The 16989-nt window shown below is 62.9% G+C and carries 18 protein-coding genes; 11 read left to right on the forward strand and 7 right to left on the reverse strand.

Going from position 1 to position 16989, the window contains the following annotated elements; translation table 11 throughout:
* Positions 1–23 precede the first annotated feature (23 nt).
* Positions 24–1445: a protein adenylyltransferase SelO family protein gene (locus ACIGGE_RS16545; RefSeq protein WP_397491155.1), complete on the reverse strand. Its 1422-nt coding sequence runs from the start codon at positions 1443–1445 to the stop codon at positions 24–26.
* A 75-nt stretch (positions 1446–1520) separates the two neighbouring features.
* Here ACIGGE_RS16545 and ACIGGE_RS16550 point away from each other — a divergent pair, with 75 nt between their 5' ends.
* The 5 genes from ACIGGE_RS16550 to ACIGGE_RS16570 all read left to right on the forward strand — a co-directional run bounded on the left by ACIGGE_RS16550 (position 1521) and on the right by ACIGGE_RS16570 (position 7245).
* On the forward strand, positions 1521–2387 hold the full coding sequence (locus tag ACIGGE_RS16550; RefSeq protein ID WP_397491156.1) for an alpha/beta fold hydrolase: 867 nt from the start codon (positions 1521–1523) through the stop codon (positions 2385–2387).
* Positions 2384–3529 carry a glycosyltransferase family 4 protein gene (locus ACIGGE_RS16555; RefSeq protein WP_397491157.1) on the forward strand — a complete coding sequence of 382 codons (1146 nt, stop codon included), beginning with the start codon at positions 2384–2386 and terminating at the stop codon, positions 3527–3529. Before ACIGGE_RS16550 ends, ACIGGE_RS16555 begins: the two co-directional genes overlap by 4 nt.
* Before the next feature lie 117 nt (positions 3530–3646).
* Positions 3647–4447, forward strand: coding sequence for a tetratricopeptide repeat protein (locus tag ACIGGE_RS16560; protein WP_158246648.1), 801 nt, complete (start codon positions 3647–3649; stop codon positions 4445–4447).
* 43 nt (positions 4448–4490) lie between these two features.
* The gene (locus ACIGGE_RS16565) at positions 4491–5834 is read left to right on the forward strand and encodes a PQQ-binding-like beta-propeller repeat protein (protein ID WP_196845824.1); all 1344 of its coding nucleotides are present in this window, start codon (positions 4491–4493) and stop codon (positions 5832–5834) included.
* Between the two features lie 55 nt (positions 5835–5889).
* Complete coding sequence (locus ACIGGE_RS16570) at positions 5890–7245, forward strand: methyltransferase family protein (RefSeq protein WP_397491158.1); 1356 nt, start codon at positions 5890–5892, stop codon at positions 7243–7245.
* On the opposite strand, the gene ACIGGE_RS16575 is transcribed toward ACIGGE_RS16570, so the two are convergent.
* From ACIGGE_RS16575 to ACIGGE_RS16585, 3 genes are read right to left on the reverse strand one after another with little or no spacing between them, the layout of a single operon-like run.
* Positions 7246–7548 carry a putative quinol monooxygenase gene (locus ACIGGE_RS16575; protein ID WP_103024376.1) on the reverse strand — a complete coding sequence of 101 codons (303 nt, stop codon included), beginning with the start codon at positions 7546–7548 and terminating at the stop codon, positions 7246–7248.
* A gap of 19 nt (positions 7549–7567) precedes the next feature.
* On the reverse strand, positions 7568–8938 hold the full coding sequence (locus ACIGGE_RS16580; protein WP_397491159.1) for a glutamate--cysteine ligase: 1371 nt from the start codon (positions 8936–8938) through the stop codon (positions 7568–7570).
* Positions 8939–8979: 41 nt separating this feature from the next.
* Positions 8980–9735: a 16S rRNA (uracil(1498)-N(3))-methyltransferase gene (locus tag ACIGGE_RS16585; RefSeq protein ID WP_397491160.1), complete on the reverse strand. Its 756-nt coding sequence runs from the start codon at positions 9733–9735 to the stop codon at positions 8980–8982.
* 39 nt (positions 9736–9774) lie between these two features.
* Between ACIGGE_RS16585 and ubiA the strand changes: the two genes are divergently transcribed.
* The 4 genes from ubiA (at position 9775) to ACIGGE_RS16605 (ending at position 12165) form a co-directional block, all read left to right on the forward strand.
* Entirely contained in the window at positions 9775–10689 is a 915-nt protein-coding gene (ubiA, locus tag ACIGGE_RS16590) for a 4-hydroxybenzoate octaprenyltransferase (RefSeq protein WP_103024379.1), read from the forward strand.
* Complete coding sequence (locus tag ACIGGE_RS16595; protein ID WP_397491161.1) at positions 10689–11315, forward strand: SOS response-associated peptidase; 627 nt, start codon at positions 10689–10691, stop codon at positions 11313–11315. Before ubiA ends, ACIGGE_RS16595 begins: the two co-directional genes overlap by 1 nt.
* Before the next feature lie 5 nt (positions 11316–11320).
* A complete protein-coding gene (locus ACIGGE_RS16600; protein WP_397491162.1) occupies positions 11321–11773 on the forward strand; it encodes a tRNA (cytidine(34)-2'-O)-methyltransferase in 453 nt (150 codons plus the stop codon).
* A 68-nt stretch (positions 11774–11841) separates the two neighbouring features.
* Positions 11842–12165 carry a helix-turn-helix transcriptional regulator gene (locus tag ACIGGE_RS16605; protein WP_103024382.1) on the forward strand — a complete coding sequence of 108 codons (324 nt, stop codon included), beginning with the start codon at positions 11842–11844 and terminating at the stop codon, positions 12163–12165.
* Between the two features lie 17 nt (positions 12166–12182).
* Here ACIGGE_RS16605 and ACIGGE_RS16610 read toward each other — a convergent pair whose 3' ends face one another.
* A complete protein-coding gene (locus ACIGGE_RS16610) occupies positions 12183–12554 on the reverse strand; it encodes a VOC family protein (protein WP_397491163.1) in 372 nt (123 codons plus the stop codon).
* A 125-nt stretch (positions 12555–12679) separates the two neighbouring features.
* Between ACIGGE_RS16610 and soxR the strand changes: the two genes are divergently transcribed.
* Together soxR and ACIGGE_RS16620 are read left to right on the forward strand one after the other, a co-directional pair.
* On the forward strand, positions 12680–13117 hold the full coding sequence (gene soxR / locus ACIGGE_RS16615; RefSeq protein WP_397491164.1) for a redox-sensitive transcriptional activator SoxR: 438 nt from the start codon (positions 12680–12682) through the stop codon (positions 13115–13117).
* Positions 13118–13241: 124 nt separating this feature from the next.
* Positions 13242–13562, forward strand: coding sequence for a multidrug efflux SMR transporter (locus tag ACIGGE_RS16620; protein WP_103024385.1), 321 nt, complete (start codon positions 13242–13244; stop codon positions 13560–13562).
* 21 nt (positions 13563–13583) lie between these two features.
* Here ACIGGE_RS16620 and ACIGGE_RS16625 read toward each other — a convergent pair whose 3' ends face one another.
* Together ACIGGE_RS16625 and ACIGGE_RS16630 are read right to left on the reverse strand one after the other, a co-directional pair.
* The gene (locus ACIGGE_RS16625; RefSeq protein WP_196845833.1) at positions 13584–14111 is read right to left on the reverse strand and encodes a histidine phosphatase family protein; all 528 of its coding nucleotides are present in this window, start codon (positions 14109–14111) and stop codon (positions 13584–13586) included.
* Positions 14112–14121: 10 nt separating this feature from the next.
* Positions 14122–16860, reverse strand: a complete 2739-nt coding sequence (locus ACIGGE_RS16630; protein ID WP_397491203.1) for an ATP-dependent DNA helicase — start codon at positions 16858–16860, stop codon at positions 14122–14124.
* Positions 16861–16989: the final 129 nt, after the last annotated feature.

Consider the following 16989-nt stretch of genomic DNA (forward strand, 5'->3'; position numbering starts at 1 on the left):
AGTGGGAGGTAACAGGCTCCGCGTCAATTCAAGTCGTCGGCCTGGGGTGGCAAGTGGCCCTGGGGAAGCGGAGGGGTGCCATGCGCGTCGCCCATCCGACGAAGAGCGGCGACCTTGTCGTGAAGGGGTGCCCATTCATCGCTTTCGGCAATCGCTGCCCAGATGGATTCGACCTCTTCGATCAGCATCGATTCAGGGCCGTCGCCATGCCAGTAGGGATGGGTGTCGCCGACCGGCTTGAAGCCTTGCATGATCTCGGCCAGTGCGCCGGTCGCGCTGCGTCCGCCGCGATGATCGAAGAAGAATTGATCGGGCGCGATACCGCTTTCGGTCATCTGCTTTTCGCATGCATTCACCAAATCCGCGTTGGCCTCGGCATCGCGGCTTTCCAGCCCCAGTCGCCAGCACCAGCGTCTGCCGATCGCCTCCATGTAAAGCGGACCGAAGCGCTCCATCGCTGCGATCAGGGGCGGGGCGTCAGTAAGGAGGCGCAAGGCGACGGCGAACTGGCCGCAGTTCCAATGAAGCGCTTCGGGCTGGCGCCCGAAAGCATAGAGGCCCTGATGGTCGAAATAGGCGGCGGTGAAGCTTGGATCCCACTTCGGCAGGAAACGCCATGGGCCATAGTCGAAGCTTTCGCCCGAAATGTTCATATTGTCTGTGTTCAGCACGCCGTGGACGAAGCCGGCCACCATCCAGCTGGCGGCGAGATCGGCCATACGTTCGACCACCAGGTGCATCAGGCGCACCGATGGATCGTCGCGGTCAGGAGCATCGTCTGGCGGGGGAGGGCCGGGAAACTGCTCGAGGCAATAATCGATGAGCCGTGCCATGTGCTCGGCTTCTTCCAGAGCAAGGAGGCGCTGGAAGGTGCCGATGCGGATATGACCGTGGCTGAGGCGGGTCATGACGGCTGAACGCGTCGGGCTGGGTTCGTCCCCGCGCCACAATTCCTCGCCCGTTTCCACGACGCTGAATGTCTTGGACGTGTAAACGCCAAGAGCTTCGAGCATTTCGGTGGCGAGGATTTCCCTTACCGCGCCTTTCAGGGTGAGCCGACCGTCGCCTGCACGGCTCCACGGTGTCCGGCCCGATCCCTTGGTGCCGAGATCGAGCAGGCGATTTTCTCCATCGCGCATCTGTGCAAACAGAAAACCGCGGCCATCGCCGATTTCCGGATTGTACACGCGAAACTGGTGGCCGTGGTACCGCAGGGCCAGCGGACGGGCGAGATTGTCTGCCAGAGGCTCGAACCGTCCGAAATGATTTTGCCACTGGTCGTCGGTCAACCCGTCCAGTCCGACACCTGCGGCGTGCCGGTCGTTGCGAAACCGCAGGCGGGTTTTCGGGAAATCGGCAGGCGCGACGGGATCACCCAGCCAATCGGCCAAAGATTCGATCGGCGTGTCGGGGCGATAGCTCACGGCTTGCGGTTCGGCGCGCATGCAGCGATAGTGGGCGGCAAGCCCATCTGTTACAAGGGCACCTGAGACAAGCCACCAAGGTTTTCGCCGCCAGACATGGATAAAAGCTTTACCGACCGCCACTGGCAGAGCGCCGACGGTCTCACCCTGCATTTCCGGGAATATGGCAGTGCCGGCAATCGCCCACCGGTGATCTGCCTGCACGGCCTGACGCGCAATGCGCGCGATTTCGAAGATCTTGCGCCGCACATTGCGGGGCAGGGCTGGCGTGTGCTGGTCCCTTCGATGCGGGGACGCGGCGATAGCGACTATGCCGAAGATCCGGAGAGCTATCAGGTCGGCACCTATATGCTGGACGTTCTGGCCCTGCTCGATACAGAAGAAATCGACAGCTTCGTGTCGATCGGGACATCGATGGGCGGGCTGATCACATTGGCACTGGCCGCGGTCCACCCCGATCGCATCAAGGGGGCGGTACTAAACGATGTCGGGCCCTTGCTGGAAACCGCAGGGCTCGATGCGATCAAGACATATGTCGGCCAGGGTCGCAGCTTCCCCACCTGGATGCATGCGGCCCGTGCGCTCGAGGAAGTGCATGGCGATGCCTTTCCCGACTACGGAACCGAAGAGTGGATCGCCATGGCCAAGCGCACGCTGACGCTGTGCAACAACGGTCGGATCGCCTTCGATTACGATATGAAAATTGCAGAGCCGATCATGGCTGCGGACGAGGCAGCGGTTCCGCCGGACCTGTGGCCGGCATTCGGCGTTCTGGCTGGCAAGCCATTGGCGCTGTTGCGCGGCGAGTTGTCGCAGCTCTTGTCGGTACAGGCCTTCGAAGAGATGCAGCGCCGCGCCCCCGGCGCCATTGCTGCCACGGTTCCCGCAGTCGGCCATGCGCCAACGCTGGACGAACCCGAGGCACGTGCGGCGATCGACGCTTTGTTGGCGCGCTGCGCATGACGCGGGCACGACCGGGCACGGTGCCGCATATCCTGCACCTGCATTCCACCTTTGCGCCCGGCGGCAAGGAACTGCGCACGGTGCAGTTGATCAATGCCCTGGGAAAGAAGGCGCGGCACACGATCGTATCGGGCGAACCGGCGGAGCAGGGCGCTGCGGACCGGATCACGCGGGGTCTGGAAGTCGGCATGCAGCCGGAATTTCCGAGCCTGAAGGGATGGCCCCTGCCGGGCCGGCTGCAGAAGCTGGCCAAGGCCATGAAGGGCTACGATCTCGTCTGCACGTACAATTGGGGCGCGATGGATGCCGCCATGGCGCACACGCTGTTCAAGGATCTGCATGGCCTTCCGCCGCTCATTCACCACGAGGACGGTTTTGACGAAACGGAGCTGAAAAAGCTCAAGAAAAGCAGGACGTGGTATCGCCGCATCGCATTGGGCAAGGCGTCGGGGCTGGTCGTTCCTTCCGAACGACTGGAAGAAATTGCGCTGGTCGATTGGCAGCAGCCGCTCGGCAGGGTGAAGCGCATCCCCAACGGGGTCGATACCAAAGCCTTCGCCATGCGACCTAAAAAGGACGCTCTCCGCCTGATAAAGCATCCCGGGGAGTTCTGGGTCGGTACACTGGCCGGATTGCGCACGGTCAAGAACCTGCCGCGACTGGTTCGGATCTTTACCGAACTTGATGAAAACTGGCATCTCGTGATCCTTGGCGAGGGCGAGGCGCGCAACGCCATCCTCGCCGAAGCCGATCGATTGCAGATCAATCACCGAGTCCACCTGCCGGGCGCCGTTTCGGATCCGGCACGCGTCGTCGGGCTGTTCGACATCTTCGCACTGTCGAGCGATTCGGAGCAGTTCCCGCTGTCGGTGGTCGAAGCAATGGCGGCCGGACTGCCCGTTATTGCCCCCGCGGTGGGCGATATTGCGAATATGGTCTCCGACAGAAACGCCGAGTTCATTGCCAGCGCCGGAAACGAGGAGGAACTGGGCGCGGCGCTGGCGAGGCTGGCCGGGTCGAAAGACCTGCGCAAGGAGGTTGGAGAAGCCAATCGAACCAAGGCCGTAGCCGAATTCGACGAAGCGAAGATGATCGCGACCTATCGTCGACTGTATTCCAGTGCGATGAAAATTGATCTCTAAAGCGTTTCAGCCGCGGTTAACCCGGGCGGGGACAGGCTTTAGCGACCATTGCCCTTGTCCGCGCCTATCCTTAAAGAGCCGCGCAAACCGATATCTACCGAGATGGAGCCCGGCCCTGTGGCCCTGACACCCAAGAACCAACTGACCCGCCAAGACAAGCGCGCCCAGCAGGATAACGCCCAGCAGGAAGCGCTCATGCGCGAAGTCGACGACGCCGTCCGTCAGGGCGACGCCGAAGAATTCCTCAGCAAGTGGGGGAAGCCGCTTTTCGCACTCCTGATCGTCGGCCTTCTGGCATTCGGCGGTTACCTCTTCTGGCAGAGCCGACAGGAAGCTGCGATGGAGCGTAATTCCGAAGCTCTCGTCGCAGCGCTGGATCAGGTCCAGGCCGGCAATGTCGATTCCGCTTACGATCGGCTGGAGGAACTGGCCGCTTCGGACAAAAGCGGGGCAGGCGTTGCCGCGGCAATGATGCGCGCGGGGATTGCCCAGCAGCGCGGCGATGCCGCGGAAGCTTCCACCATTTTCAAAAGCGTGGCTGCAAACGACAAGGCGCCGCCCGCGATGCGCGAGCTTGCCCGTCTGCGCGATGTCACGCTGAATTATGACAAGATGACGAGCGCCGACATCGTCGCCACGCTCAAACCGCTGGCCACGCCCGGCAACGCGTTCTTCGCGAGTGCGGGCGAACTGGTAGCCCACGCCTATCTCGATCAGGGAAAGCGTGCCGAAGCGGGCGCCTTGTTCGCGCAGATCGCGAAAGACGAAAACAGCCCTGAATCAGCGCGTTCGCGCGCGCGGCAGATGGCCGGAGTTCTTGGCGTCGATGCGATCGAAGATGTCGATGCATTGCTCGAAGCCCAGGGAATCGGACGCGATAATCCCGAAGGCGCCGGCCCCTCGGTAGAAACCGAATAGGAACGCCCTGGCTTTGCCGAATACTGACGAAACGAGGAAACAGATGAACTGCAGCAATATTTCGCGCACCGCGCTTGTCGCAGCACTGGCCATCGGCCTCGGGGCTTGCAGCGGCGGGCTTTTCGGCGGCGGCGACGGCAAGAAGGTCACGCCCACGATGGGTGAACGCCAGCCGATCCTCTCGCGCATCGAAACCGGCGCGAAGGTCGATCCGGCGCTGGCGGATGTGTCGGTGGTTCTTCCTCCTGCGCGGGTCAACGAAACCTGGGCGCAGGCCGGCGGCAATGCGGCCAAATCTTACGGGCATCTGGCGCTGGCCGATACACCAAGCCGGCTCTTCAGCGTCAATGTCGAAGGGGCCAGTCAGCGCCGTCGTCTCGGCGCATCGCCGGTAATCGGTGACGGCATGATGTTCGTGGTCGGCGGGGACGGCGCTCTGACCGCCTTCGACGCCCAGACGGGTGCGCGGCGCTGGGGCTATAATCCCGGTGTCGCCAATAATCTCAAACCGTCCGCATTCGGCGGTGGTGCAAGCTACGACAACGGCAAGATCTACATGACCGACGGTGTCGGCGATGTGGTCGCGCTGAACGCCTCCGATGGTTCGGTAATCTGGAAGGTAAAGCCGTCCGGCCCGCTGCGCGGTTCGCCAACCGTAGCCTTCGGTTCCATCTTTGTCATGACTCAGGATAACCAGATATTCGCCCTGAACGCCACGAACGGCGAGGTTCAGTGGCAGGAATCGGGATCATCCACTCAGGCCGGGGTCTTCGGCGTCGCCGCACCTGCGGCAGGACAGGGTACGGTTATCGCCGGGTACAGTTCGGGCGAACTCATCGCTCACCGCTACGAAAATGGCCGTACATTGTGGGCGGATGCTCTGGCACTCACGTCGATCTCGACGCAGGTCGGATCGCTCACCGACATCGATGCCGACCCGATCATCGACAACGGCCGCGTCTATGCGCTTGGCCAGGGTGGCCGGATGGCTGCGTATGAACTGGTCAGCGGGCAACGCATCTGGGAGCTCAATCTCGCGGGCATTTCCACGCCGGCCATCGCAGGCGAATGGCTGTTCACTCTTACCGACGATGCCCGTCTGCTGGCGATCGCCCGCTCCACCGGCAAGGTGCGGTGGCTGACCCAGCTGCCGCGCTGGCGGAACGAGAAGAAGAAGGAAGATCCGATCTTCTGGTCCGGTCCGGTCCTTGCCGGCAACAATCTGTGGGCGGTCAATTCCGAAGGCAAGGTGTACCGGATCAGCACCGGCGAAGGTGCAGCGTCCGAATTCACGGACCTGAAGGAGCCGGTATCGCTGGCGCCGGTCGTTGCAAACAACACGCTTTATATTCTTGACGATAGCGGACGGATTACCGCCTTTCGCTGATTTTACTGCTACCGTGACCCGTGTGTTAACCAATGAAGGCTAACGAGCGACGGTCATGACTGCGATAGCGCCAGCACCACCCACCCGGCCGAAGAGCGACGTCTCCTCGGCCGTCGGGTTGGTGGGGCTTGCAGGGCTCATTGCCTGGGTCGTTTTCGCCCGATCCTTTCCGGACATCGCCGAGGCTTTCGATCTGGCCGTCCCTCGCGAGACATTGGGCGGCCCCAATTCCGCATTGTTCGGCTTGCTGGCGGCCGCGCTGCCCATGGCGGCGTGGTCCGTTCTGGTCGATAAGGTCCATCGGCGCCCTTCGACCGGGCTCGACTGGTCGCTGGTACGCAGCCGAAAGCCGGACCGCGGTGTAACCCTGGTCAAACTGGCCGGGTTATGGGCGACATGGGCCATCATCGCCTGTCTGTATTGTCTGTGCCGGTGGTATTGGGACGGTCAGTATGTCTTTTCGATACAGGTGCTTGCTTACGCCGCCATTCCGCTTGTGGTGCTGTCCCTCCCGTACATGTTCTGGATTGACCGCGCGCTCGTAAAGCAACGCGATCACACCTGGCATTTCGGCGCCCTTTTGCTGATGCGGCCCGGCTGGGACACGGAAGAAATCAAGAAGCACTGGCGCGCGTGGATCATCAAGGCCTTCTTCACCGCCTTCATGATTTCGATCATTCCGTTCGCTTTCCGCACGGTCGTGACGGCGGACATCGCCGAAGTCATGGCGCGGCCGGAACGGGTGGTGCTGACGGCTATCGAAGCGATGTTCATGATCGATGTGATGATCGGCACGGTCGGATACATCGTCACGATGCGACCGCTCGATGCGCATATCCGGTCGGGCAATCCCCTGCTAGCAGGATGGGTCGCTGCACTGATCTGCTACCCACCCCTGGTGTGGGGCATTCTGGGTGACGGCAGGGCGATCAATTACGAACAGAACGCGGCAAGTTGGCTCCACTGGCTTGCGGGCCACGATACTCTGATCGCCGTGTGGGGCGGGGTGCTGGTCCTGCTTACGGGCATTTATGCCTGGGCCACCTTTGCTTTCGGGCTTCGGTTTTCCAATCTCACCTATCGCGGCGTGCTGACGAACGGCCCCTATCGCTTCACGCGCCATCCCGCCTATCTGTCGAAGAACCTCTTCTGGTGGTGTTCCGTCCTGCCGTTTCTCGTCACCACCGGTTCGCCGGTAGAGGCGATACGTAACAGCTTCTTTCTGCTGGTCGTGAACGGAATCTACTTCTGGCGCGCCAAGACGGAGGAGGCGCATCTCCTGGCCGAAGATCCGAAGTATCGGGAATATTACGCGTGGATGGCGCATAACGGCCTGATAACCGCGCCGCTGACAAAATTGTGGAACCGCTTCAGGCCGCGTCCCGCGATTTCGGCGGAAGCGGCCCGATAATTATCCGAGCGGCTGGCCGTCGTCGGTCTGGTACATACGCAGATCGCGCTTTTCGGGCGGGTTGGCCGCCATCACCTGACGGAACTGCTCCATATGGGCGGATTTGCCATGGGCATCCAGCGCCTGCTGATCGCGCCACCGTTCGAACAGGACCAGCGTATCGGGGTCTGCAAGATCGCTGGCGAAGCTGTAATCGATGCACCCGTCCTCTGCGCGGCTGGCGCGCACCATTTCGACCAGTGCCTTGCGCGTTGCGGCGTCGAGCGGGCGACCCAGCTTAATCATTCCGTTGATCTGGATCATTGCCGTTCTCCCAGGCCTGTCAGAAGCTGTATTTGTAAACGCGGCTGATGTCTTCGCCCCATTCACCATGATAGCGGTTCAGCAGGACCTGAGCCGGCACTCTGCCGCTGGCCACGATTTCGTCCAGCGTTTCCAGAAAGCCCGTTTCATTATCGCCGGAGGAGTTGAGGCGCGCCCGCTTGGCAAGACCGGAGCGGGCAATGGGAAGCACCTGTTTTGCAAGCTCGCGCAATGTGCCACCGCCCGGGATCGGCGCGTCGAGCGCCAGTTTGGGCACGGCATTGCGCAGGTCTTCGCGTTCTTCCACGGTCCAGTCCTTGACGAGATCCCATGCCGCATCGAGCGAGCTCTGTTCATAGAGCAGGCCCACCCAGAATGCGGGGAGGGCACAGATCCGGCTCCACGGGCCGCCATCGGCGCCGCGCATTTCCAGGAAGCTTTTGAGGCGGACTTCGGGAAATGCGGTCGAGAGGTGATCCCACCAGTCGCTCTGCGTCGGTTTTTCGCCCGGCAGGACCGACAGCCTGCCGTCGAGGAAATCGCGGAAACTGAGGCCGGCGGCATCGATGTATTTCCCATCACGGAAGACGAAATACATCGGCACGTCGAGCATGTAATCGACCCAGCGTTCGTAACCGAAGCCGGCTTCGAACACGAAGGGCAGCATGCCGGTACGATGCGGATCGGTATCGCTCCAGATATGGCTGCGATAGGACAGGTACCCGTTGGGCTTGCCTTCGGTGAAGGGCGAATTGGCAAACAGTGCCGTGGCGAGCGGCTGGAGGGCCAGGCTGGTGCGAAACTTGTGCGCCATGTCCGCCTCGCTCGAATAATCGAGGTTTACCTGGATGGTGCAGGTACGCAGCATCATGTCGAGGCCGAGGCTGCCGACGCGCGGCATGTGCCGAAGCATGATGTCATAGCGGCCCTTGGGCATGATCGGCAGATCTTCGCGCGTCTTGTCGGGCCACATGCCGAGGCCGAGGAAGCCGACACCGAACCGTTCGCCGACTTGTTTGACCTGGTCGAGATGGCGCCCAGTTTCAGCACAGGTCTCGTGAAGGTTTTCGAGCGGAGCGCCGGACAGTTCGAGCTGTCCTGCCGGTTCGAGGCTTACGGTCCCGTCGTCGCCGCGCATTGCGATGACCTTGCCGCCTTCTTCGACAGGCTCCCAGCCGAACTCCCGCAAACTCAGCAGGATATCCCGAATACCTCCGGGCTCGTCATACGACGGCGCCTTGAACGTCTTGCGACAGTAGACGAGCTTTTCATGCTCCGTACCGATCCGCCAGGCGTCTTTCGGTTTCTCCCCACCGGCCATCGGGGCGACGAGCTGGTCGCGCGATTCGATGATGGGATCTTCACTGCTGGAGGTGTCGCGCGTGCTCATGCTGGTTGCGATAGGAAACCGAACCTTGCGTGGAAAGGAAATTATTCTTCGCCGAGCCAGTCGCCTGCCTCGGCCATCCAGACCGATATTCCCGCAATGGCTGCCGTCTCGCCGCGCAGGATGCGCGGGCCGAGGCTGATCGCCACAGACGCTGGATGCGCACGGATGGCGGCGCGTTCCGCATCGTCGAAGCCGCCTTCCGGACCGACCAGCAAGGCAGCGGGGCCTTCGGCATAGCAAAAGGCATCGGCAGCCGCTTCGCCGCCTTCCTCATCGGCGAAGAACAGATGCCGTTCCTGCGGCCAGTCACGCAGCAGCGCGTCGAGCTTCGTGACGGGAGCGATCTCGGGCAGCGCCGTACGGGCGCATTGTTCGGCCGCTTCTGTGACGATCGTATCGGCACGCTCGGGATTCAGCTTGTCCGCCACGCACCGCCGCGTGACGATGGGCGAAATGCGGGCGACCCCCAGCTCGGTCGCCTTTTCGAGGACGATGTCGAACCGGTCTTTCTTCAGCAGAGCCGCGCAAAGCCAGAAATCCGGCACCGGCTCGCGCGGGCGCAGATGGTCGGTGGGCTGCAGCAGGACATGGCGTTTGCCGGTCTCAACCACTTCTGCCGCCCATTCACCGCTGATATCGTCGCATAAAATCACGGCATCGCCTGACGAAACGCGCATGACCTTTGCAAGGTAGTGCGCCTGATTGCCTTCGACCTGCACAGGCTGTTTCGACGACAGTTCCTGTTCGACGAAAAGGCGAGGAGCGGATCTGGGCGGCCATTCTGGTGTTGCGGGCATGGCTTTGCAGGTGGCACGCCTGCGGTTAGGGAGCAAGCGATGAGCGAAACCGCCAACATGGATGTCGTACCCGACAGCGAACATCGCGGCATCGTCGCGAGACTGCCGCAAGTGCCGCGCGATCTTGCGCAATTGGCGCGTTTCGATCGGCCGATCGGCTGGTGGCTGCTGTTCTGGCCCTGCGCCTGGGGCGTGTGGCTGACAGGGGCGGGTTGGCAATTGGAACTCGTTGCCTGGCTCCTTCTTGGGAGCATCGCCATGCGCGGCGCAGGCTGCGTCTATAACGACATCGTCGATGCGGATCTGGATCGCAAGGTGGCGCGCACCGCGGCCCGGCCCGTGGCGAGCGGGCGCATTTCGAAGAAACTGGCATGGGGCTGGCTGTGCGCTCTGGGCGCTGTCGGACTGCTGGTGCTGCTGCAACTGCGCCCGATCGCGCAGGGCGTGGCACTTGCCAGTGTCCTGCTGGTGGCGGCCTATCCGTTCATGAAGCGCATCACATGGTGGCCGCAGGCCTGGCTGGGGATGGTGTTCACCTGGGGACTGCTGGTCGGCTGGACACAGTTGCGCGCAGACAATCTGGACGCGCTGGCCGCCATGTATGCCGGCGCGGCGCTGTGGGTCATCGGATATGACACGATCTATGCCATGCAGGATCGCGAAGACGATGCGCTGGTCGGCATTCGGTCGTCCGCCTTGCGTATGGGTACCAAAGTGCGCGGCGGGGTGGCATTCTGCTATGCTGCGGCCGTGGCACTTTGGGCGCTGGCCTTCTGGCTCTACCGGGCAGACTGGGTTGCACTGCTGGCGCTCCTGCCGGCAGCAGGACATCTCCTCTGGCAGGTTGCGACGCTCGATGGAGAGGCGCCGGGCAATCCGCTGGATCGCTTCCGTGCGAACCGTTGGACGGGCGCGCTCGTCGCTGCCGCGTGCTTCGTCGTAGGCAATGCCTGATGTGCAATCTCTACCGCATGACCAAGGGCAGGGACGAGGTCGCCAGATTGTTCAGGGCGGTGAACGATCTGGGCGGCGCAAATTTCGGCGAGGAGGTATTTCCCGGCTATCCCGGTGCCGTGGTAGCCGAAGGCACGCTCAGCCAGATGACCTGGGGGTTTCCTCTCATCCTAAAGGGCAAGAATGGTCAGCCCTTGAAGCCCAGGCCGGTCAACAACACGCGCACCGACAAGCTCGACAGTTTCTTCTGGCGCTACAGCTTCGAAGAGCGGCGCTGCCTGATCCCCGTTACCGCCTGGGCCGAAGCCGAAGGCCCAAAAGGGGGCAAGACCCGTACCTGGCTGTCGCGTCCGGACGCGGACCTTTTCGCCGTAGCGGGCGTATGGCGCGAAAGCGACGAATGGGGGAGGTGCTATTCCATGGTCATGACCGATGCAGCGGCCGCCGCTGCCGAACTTCACACGCGAATGCCCGTGCTGCTGCGAGAGGAACAGTGGCCCGTGTGGATCGACGGTTCGCCCGCGGATGCGCGCGCCTTGTGCGAGCCGTGGTCGGGCGATCTGGTTATCGAGCGGACCGATCAGCCTTGGGCTGGAGAGCCAGCGCCCATGCAGCGACTGCTGTAACGCCCATGCGCATTGCCCTGTTCGAACCCGAGATTGCGGGCAATGTCGGCAACGTCATGCGCCTTGGCGCATGCATGGGCGCAGGCATCGACCTGATCGAACCGCTTGGGTTCCCCTGGGACGACAGGCGGGTTCGCCGCGCCGCCATGGATTACATCGATCACGTCGAGATTATTCGCCACGCGGATTTCTCCGCATTCCGGAAAGCGCGCGCAGGTGCTCGTATTGTCCTCTTCACGACGCGGGCGACCCAGTCTTCTTACGATTTTTCCTATCGCTCTGACGACGTCCTGCTGTTCGGCAAGGAAAGCGCAGGCGTGACCGATGCCGTGCGCGCAGTGGTGGATGCGAGCGTGCGATTACCGATGCGGGCGGAGGTCCGATCGCTCAATCTCGCCACAAGTGCGGGCATGGCTCTGGGCGAGGCGCTGCGGCAGACGCATGGTCTGCCCGGATGAATCCTTGCCGTGGACAACTCCCGCGCGAGAATTGAGCGACTCGGCAAGGCATTCTTAACCTTGCGGGCATGACCGACACCTTCGCCGCTCTTTCGGATCCAACGCGTCGGCTCCTGCTCGATCGGCTGAGCGAGAAGGGGGGCTTGACGCTCTCTGCTCTGGCCGAAGATCTGCCGATGACGCGGCAGGCGGTGGCCAAGCACCTCGCCGTGCTCGAAGCGGCCGAACTGGTCGCTACCGAGCGCGACGGGCGCTGCAAGCGGCACTATCTCAATCCGATGCCACTGGCGAAAATGGCCCGCCGATGGCTCGGCCGGTTCGAGGATGTTCCTCTGGCCGCGATGGCTGGATTTCACGGCGCACCGGGTGCGGTTCAGGTGGCGCGAACATAGGCTCCCTGGGCAGCAGCTCATTCATAGCTGACCACCTCGAATTCGATCCCGTCCCAATCGAAGAAGTAGAACCTCCGGCCCGGTTCGTAATCGTCGTGGCCGAACGGTTTGAGCCCGTAGAACGTCACGACTTTCTCCGCCGCGTCGAGATCGTCGACAGTGAACGCCACGTGATTGAGCGGATTGCCCTTCGCAAAGTCGCCGGTCACGTGATCGCCCGTATAAAGGGCAATGTAGTCGTGCTTCTCACCCACATGGATCGAGCGTCCACCCATCTTGGATTGGCCGCGCCAGCGTTCTTCCCAGCCGAGCAGATCGATGAGCAGCGCGGCGCTGCGGTCGGGATCCGTGACCGATATATTCGTGTGTTCAAGCCGTCCGATGGGCATTGTGCATCTCCTTTTTGGCAGGCGCTCGAACAGGGTTCGGACACATGCCTGCGGTTTCGATGCACACCCTATGCAACCTCAAGCTTACTTGAGGTCAAGCTTCAATTCGCCTATCAGAGAAATCGATGAATCCGAACGATCTGCTCACCATCGGCGACCTTGCGCGCAGGACCGGTCTCACCCCCTCGGCGATACGCTTTTACGAAGACAAAGGGCTTCTCCAGTCGCACCGTACCGGCGGTAACCAGCGGCGCTTCCTGCGCAGCGATATCCGGCGGCTGAGCTTCATTCTCATCGTGCAGAAGCTCGGCCTGTCGCTCGAAGAGATAGGCGGGCATCTGCGCAGCCTACCGCAGGGCCGGACCCCGTCGAGCTTCGACTGGTGGAAGATCAGCGAGGCCATTCGTGAGAGTCTCGACCGCAGGATCGCCCAGCTCCAATCGCTTCGCGACAATCTCGATGGCTGTATCGGATGCGGTTGCCTGAGCCTGAAGACTTGCAAGCTGTACAACCCCGACGACGTTGCTGCCGAGGGCGGACCGGGGCCGCGGGTTCTGCGGTAAAGCCGGCAAAGCCGTCAGCCGCATTGATTCCCGGCACAACCGAAGGTATCAAATCCACGCGGAGACCACGTTCCCGCCTCTGACATTCAAGACCGGGACGGCCCGGCGATTTCAGGAGGCTGTTATGGCGTGGCTCGCTTTGTTTTTCGCAGGGCTTTTCGAAATTGTCTGGGCAACCGCGATGAAGCAGTCGGAAGGCTTCACGCGCTTCTGGCCCACCGTCACCATGATCGTTGGAATGATCCTGAGCTTTGGGCTGCTGGCCTGGTCGATGAAGGTGCTGCCGCTGGGAACCGCCTATACGATCTGGACGGGGATCGGCGCGCTCGGGGCCTTCATCATCGGGATTGCCTATTTCGGCGAAGCGTTTTCATTCGCCCGCGTGACGGCTGCCGTCCTGATCGTATGCGGGCTCGTTCTCATGAAAATATCGACGCCGGCCTGATCGGGCGACGCCGCTGCCGGGTCAGTATTCCGGTCCCAGATCGGCGTCGAGGTCGCGCGGGCGGGCGAAGTGCACCAGCTTTCCGCAGCCGTCCCGCAGATCCGCCCAGTCTTCGATGTCGAGTTCGAATACGGCGAAAGCGGCGGTGGGAAATTTTACCTTGGCTTCATCGTACAGGGCGTTTTCGTTTTTCGGAGCCACCAGTTCGAACAGCATGTCGCCAAGGCCGGGATTGTGGCCCGACACGAGCAGTGTGTCGGCATCGCCGCCTGCTTCGCGGATCACTTCCATGATGGTATCCGTTCCTGCGAGGTAGAGCCGTTCGTCCCATTGCGGTTCGAGATCGGGAATACCTTCGGACAGGGTGAGCTTCACCCGCTCTGCCGGACTGGCGACGAGCTTGTCCCACTTGATCCCATGTTCGCGGATATGATCGCCGACGACCTGCGCGCCCTTGCGGCCACGGGTGTTGAGGCCGCGGTCGAAATCGCGCTTGTCGCTCTGGCCCCAATCGGACTTGGCATGGCGCAGCAGGCCGAGAATTTTCATGCGTGCGTCTTCACTGAGGCTGCTTCTCCGCTGGCGAATGCTCGGGGCTAACAACACCGTTGGCCACGCGCTGTAAAGCTTCTTCGAGTGTCAGCCTCGTGACGGGTGTGCCTTCGGGGAAGGCCGACAGCAGCCGTGTCGGGAATGCGGGAGAGAGGACCACGAAATGGCCGGAGTCCTCGCGCGTGCGGATCAGGCGCCCGAAAGCCTGCGCCAAGCGTGCGCGAATGATCCGGTCGTCATACCGTTTCGCACCGCCATCCTGCTCGGCGGCAGCAGCGCGGCGGGCGCGGTGGAGAATGGTCGGGCGCGGCCAGGGCACACTTTCCATCACCACGCAGCGCAGCGACCGGCCGGGCACGTCGACCCCGTCGCGCAGCGCATCGGTGCCGAGCAGGCTGGCGCGCGGATCGTCCCGGAATATGTCGGTCAGCGTGCCTGTATCGATCGGGTCGACGTGCTGCGCATAGAGCGGCAGGCCTGTGCGGGCGAGCCGGTCCGCGATGCGGCCATAGACCGCGCGCATGCGGCGGATGGCGGTGAACAGGCCCAGCACGCCGCCGTCAGATGCCTCGATCAGCCGCGCGTAGGCGCCGGCGAGGGCCGGGATGTCGCCTTTCCGGATGTCGGTGACGATCAGGACTTCGGCACGGCTGGCATAATCGAATGGGCTGTCTGCCTGCGCTGTCTTTGGAGCGAGTTCGAGATGGGGTGCGCCGCTCTTGGCGATGGCATGAGGCCAGTCGGGCCCGGTTTCGTCGCGATCGGTCAGGGTGGCGCTGGTCAGCATCACCCCGTGAGCCGGCTCGAGCACCACCCGGGCGAACGGCTTCATCGGATCGAGCCAGTGGCGATATAGCCCGACGTCGAATTCGCGGGCATCGTTGCGGTCGACCTGTAGCCAGTCGACGAATTCGGGGTCCGCCGGACCGCCCAGCCGTGACAGCAAGGCTTCCCAGGCTGCGATGAGGTCGATCCGCCAGGCGAGCGAGTGGCGGGCCCCCTCGATCCGGGCGCGGCCCTGGCCATCGAGCCAGTCGGGCGCGTCTTCCATGATGGCTTCCAGACGACCGGCGAGTTTCAGCAGGGGCGTGCGTATCGCCGCAAGCGCCTGTGCGGCGGTCCCGGCCGCCTCGACAAGCTCGCCCGGTAGCTGCGCGCATTCGGTTTCGATCCCGTATCCAGCTTCCAGACCGCTTTCGTCGCGCGCGAATGTGGTTGTGCGCACGGCAGCGAGCAATTCCTCGAGCGGGCCGAGGGGGGCAGCTTCGGCCAAACGTCCCAGCCAGCCTTCGGAGGGTAGCGCCTGGGCGGCGTCGACTGCGGCTTCGACGGCCACGCCGCCTGCATCGTCATAGCTTGCGACATCGGCGAGCCGCGCCGAAAGCCCACGGCGACGGCCGCGGCTGTTCTTTTCCGGGCCGATGATCCAGCGGCGCAGTTCGATCGCTTCCTGCCCGGTAAGCGCAGCGGAGAACGTGCTGTCGGCGGCATCGAACACATGATGCCCTTCGTCGAAGACGATCCGCGTCGGACGGCTGGCCGGATCGCGCCCCCGTGCTGCGTTGACCATCACCAGCGCATGGTTGGCAATCACGAGATCCGCCTGCGCCGCATTCCTGGCGCTGCGTTCGATGAAGCATTTCCGATAGTGCGGGCAGCCGGCGTAGACGCATTCGCCGCGCTGGTCCGTCAGAGCCGCGATCCCGCGTTTGCGGAAGAGCGTACCGAGCCAGCCGGGAAGATCGCCGCCGATCATGTCGCCGTCCTGCGAATAGGCTGCCCAGCGGGCCACGAGATGGGCCAGGATTGCGGGGCGTCCGGCAAACCCGCCTTGCAGCGCATCTTCCAGATTGAGCAGGCAAAGGTAATTTTCCCGCCCCTTTCGCACCACGACTGGCGGTGAGCCGTCCGGGCGCGCTGCCGGCCATGCGCGATTGCTTTCGCGCCGCAATTGCCGCTGGAGGTTCTTTGTATAGGTCGATACCCATACCGTCCCGCCGGAGCGTTCCGCCCACAGCGACGCCGGAGCGAGATAGCCGAGCGTCTTGCCGATGCCGGTCCCGGCCTGCGCCAGTAGCACATGCGGGCGTTTTTGCCGGTCACGGGGCCCGAAGACATGGCCCGCACCGCGCGAGAAGGACCGCTGGCCTTCGCGCTGTTCGGCGCCTTCGCCGGTCAGCCGGGCAAGCTGGGCCTCGATCTCAGGCTCTTCGATCAACACTTGCGCGGGCTGGGGACGCTCGGGCGTTTCTTCCCATTCGGGCAGGCGGCTGAAGAGCCATTTTTCCGCCCGTTCCGGCCTTCTTATATGGGCCGAGAGAACACCGGCCCATGGCCAGCGCAGTCGGGCGAGCGACTGCAGCGAAGACCATGCGCCTTCGCGTTCGGCCCAGTCTTCGCTTTCGCACGTGGCCATCAGCACGCCTGCCGCCTGCTGGAGCAGTAACGGGACCGATGCGTCGTCCACCGGCTCATCCAGTGACAGCGCATGGGCGAGGCCTTTGGGGGTCGGCACGCAGAACTTGGCCGGGTGGATAAAGGCGAACAGTTCCAGCAGATCGAGGCCGGAAAGGTCGGGGTAACCCAGCCGACTGGCAACCAATGGCGCATTCATCAGCAATTGGGGCGTGTCGGCGGCAGCCATCACGGCTTCGCCTTTCGAACAGCCACGCGTGCTGCCGTTCGCATCGCGCAGCCAGGTTCCCGCGTGGCTGGCGTGAAGGGCGGGAAGAGGCAGGGGCTGGATCACCGAAAGACCATGAAAGGGAGGGAACGAAAAGTAAACAGAAGCTGGCAGAACTATGCCGAAGGGTGCTCGGTTCGTCGCGATTGGTCGCCGCTTAGCCGTGAAACGGATTTGATTATCCGCTGTAAA

The organism is Qipengyuania sp. NPDC077410, from assembly GCF_044543405.1.
GTDB classification, from domain to species: Bacteria; Pseudomonadota; Alphaproteobacteria; order Sphingomonadales; family Sphingomonadaceae; genus Qipengyuania; species Qipengyuania pacifica.

Excerpts from the sequence above, each read along its gene's own strand:
- ACIGGE_RS16545 (WP_397491155.1), bottom strand. The coding sequence starts at position 1,445 with ATGCGCGCCGAACCGCAAGCCGTGAGCTATCGCCCCGACACGCCGATC.
- ACIGGE_RS16550 (WP_397491156.1), top strand. The coding sequence starts at position 1,521 with ATGGATAAAAGCTTTACCGACCGCCACTGGCAGAGCGCCGACGGTCTC.
- ACIGGE_RS16555 (WP_397491157.1), top strand. The coding sequence starts at position 2,384 with ATGACGCGGGCACGACCGGGCACGGTGCCGCATATCCTGCACCTGCAT.
- ACIGGE_RS16565 (WP_196845824.1), top strand. The coding sequence starts at position 4,491 with ATGAACTGCAGCAATATTTCGCGCACCGCGCTTGTCGCAGCACTGGCC.
- ACIGGE_RS16570 (WP_397491158.1), top strand. The coding sequence starts at position 5,890 with ATGACTGCGATAGCGCCAGCACCACCCACCCGGCCGAAGAGCGACGTC.
- ACIGGE_RS16575 (WP_103024376.1), bottom strand. The coding sequence starts at position 7,548 with ATGATCCAGATCAACGGAATGATTAAGCTGGGTCGCCCGCTCGACGCC.
- ACIGGE_RS16580 (WP_397491159.1), bottom strand. The coding sequence starts at position 8,938 with ATGAGCACGCGCGACACCTCCAGCAGTGAAGATCCCATCATCGAATCG.
- ACIGGE_RS16585 (WP_397491160.1), bottom strand. The coding sequence starts at position 9,735 with ATGCCCGCAACACCAGAATGGCCGCCCAGATCCGCTCCTCGCCTTTTC.
- ubiA (WP_103024379.1), top strand. The coding sequence starts at position 9,775 with ATGAGCGAAACCGCCAACATGGATGTCGTACCCGACAGCGAACATCGC.
- ACIGGE_RS16595 (WP_397491161.1), top strand. The coding sequence starts at position 10,689 with ATGTGCAATCTCTACCGCATGACCAAGGGCAGGGACGAGGTCGCCAGA.
- ACIGGE_RS16600 (WP_397491162.1), top strand. The coding sequence starts at position 11,321 with ATGCGCATTGCCCTGTTCGAACCCGAGATTGCGGGCAATGTCGGCAAC.
- ACIGGE_RS16605 (WP_103024382.1), top strand. The coding sequence starts at position 11,842 with ATGACCGACACCTTCGCCGCTCTTTCGGATCCAACGCGTCGGCTCCTG.
- ACIGGE_RS16610 (WP_397491163.1), bottom strand. The coding sequence starts at position 12,554 with ATGCCCATCGGACGGCTTGAACACACGAATATATCGGTCACGGATCCC.
- soxR (WP_397491164.1), top strand. The coding sequence starts at position 12,680 with ATGAATCCGAACGATCTGCTCACCATCGGCGACCTTGCGCGCAGGACC.
- ACIGGE_RS16620 (WP_103024385.1), top strand. The coding sequence starts at position 13,242 with ATGGCGTGGCTCGCTTTGTTTTTCGCAGGGCTTTTCGAAATTGTCTGG.
- ACIGGE_RS16625 (WP_196845833.1), bottom strand. The coding sequence starts at position 14,111 with ATGAAAATTCTCGGCCTGCTGCGCCATGCCAAGTCCGATTGGGGCCAG.